2 protein-coding genes are annotated in these 1,802 nt (G+C 39.2%); one reads left to right on the plus strand and one right to left on the minus strand.

Annotated features, from left to right (window positions below; translation table 11 throughout):
• Positions 1-164 precede the first annotated feature (164 nt).
• A complete protein-coding gene (locus M4I42_RS16755) occupies positions 165-1,331 on the minus strand; it encodes an IS256 family transposase (RefSeq protein WP_268853171.1) in 1,167 nt (388 codons plus the stop codon).
• 156 nt (positions 1,332-1,487) lie between these two features.
• Here M4I42_RS16755 and M4I42_RS16760 point away from each other — a divergent pair, with 156 nt between their 5' ends.
• Entirely contained in the window at positions 1,488-1,643 is a 156-nt protein-coding gene (locus M4I42_RS16760; protein WP_268853172.1) for a hypothetical protein, read from the plus strand.
• Positions 1,644-1,802 lie beyond the last annotated feature (159 nt).

Below are 1,802 nucleotides of genomic sequence, written 5' to 3' on the forward strand. Positions count from 1 at the left end.
CAGGCGGGGGTTGTTTTTTGCCAAATTTTGTTTTCAGGATAGATAGGGTATCTCTGAAATGGATTTAGAATAGGGGGGATATTTCCTCCACACAAGAGACTGAATATTCAGTCTCTTGTGTGGAAAGGGAGAATCCCCTTATTTTGTTTATTTACAATATTTGGTTAACAATAACGTTCTTCAAACATTCGTTGAAGGGCTTCATGCGCTTCGGCAAATCCTCGCAACTTTCGCCCTGCCCATTTCTCATTAAAATCTTGAATGGTCAAATACACGATTTTTTCAGCGGCTTCTAAACTATTCAAACTGTTCATCGGTTTTAGGCGTTTCCGAATTTCCTTGATCGTTCGTTCGATGGCATTGGTCGTATAAATCACACTTCGAATACTGCTTGGATAATCCATAAATGTAAGGAGGACATCCAACTCATTGGCCCAAGATTGAACTTCTCTCGGATACTTGCTGGACCATTTCGACTCAAACTGTTGAAACATTTGTAACGCCATCTCCTTATTCGGCGCGCGATAAATCAGTTTGAGATCCTCTGCCACTTCAAATTGATCTTTTTTCCGAACACGATGTAAGGTATTACGTACTTTGTGAACGACACAACGCTGCACATCGGCTTTCGGATAAACCGAGCGAAAAGCTTCCTCCAGCCCCGGAAGACCATCGAATACGCCCAGAAGCACTTCCTTGACGCCTCTTTGGTAGAGGTTTTGAAGAATTTCTTGCCATACATAGGCACTTTCTTGTCCTCCCACAAAGAAATCAAGAATTTCGCGATATCCTTCTTCGTTCACCCCTAACACCACATAAATGACTTCTTTCTCCACGGTTTCGCGACGAAGTTTTACGTATAAACCATCCAAATATAAAACCGAATAACGCTGATGTAGAGGACGATTGTGCCATTTCTCGATGTCTTCCTTCACGACATCGGTAATACGACTGATTGTCGTTGGAGAATAGGCATTTCCTAAAATTCGTTCGATAAACTTGCCAATTTCCCTCGTACTCATGCCACTTTGATACATTTTGATGACGGCTTCCTCGAGCCAACCAGTATGACGTTGGTAAGGGGCAAACAGCTGCGTTTGAAATTCCCCATTTCGATCTCTTGGGACCAAAAGGCCTTCAATTCGGCCATATTGCGTATCTAGATTTCGTTGATAGTAGCCGTTTCTCATATTCGATGTTCCGGCCTGTTCGATTTCGAGGAAATTTTTCATTTCTTCCCGCATGATCAGTTCTAATTTTTCCTTTACAAACTGACGAATCACACTTTCCAGTTGATTTGCACAGTCTACATTCGGTATACTTTTAGACATAGGTAGGGTTCTCCTTTCTCTGGAATGTTTGGGTTCAATCAGAGAATACCCTACCTTTTTCTTTTGGTCTAGTAAAATGCTTTACACAAAATTTTATACATCATCAATATAACTATGTGTTATAATATGATAAACATCTGTTTTGGGGGGAAGATTGTGAAAGTATCTTTGGGGTTACTAATATTTTGGTGTCTTCTTTCAGGGTTAGTTTTATATGTAATAATTGAAACAGCAGTTAGAAGAGCTATAGATAGCTCTAGATTAACTGAAAAAATAGATAAAATTTTAAATGAAAAGAACAAAAGAGATTAAAGTTCTGATTGATAATTCCCTACGTATCTGTACTTGAGCAAATTTACTAACATAAAACCCGTGGTGCTATATAAATCAAACTTGGTTTTTCAACTAATTAATATTACATTACGACAACGATAATCATTCACCTATATACCCGTGGTGCTAGTTGAGCGC

The organism is Anoxybacillus sp. J5B_2022, assembly GCF_026847645.1.
In the GTDB taxonomy this organism is placed as follows: Bacteria; Bacillota; Bacilli; order Bacillales; family Anoxybacillaceae; genus Anoxybacteroides.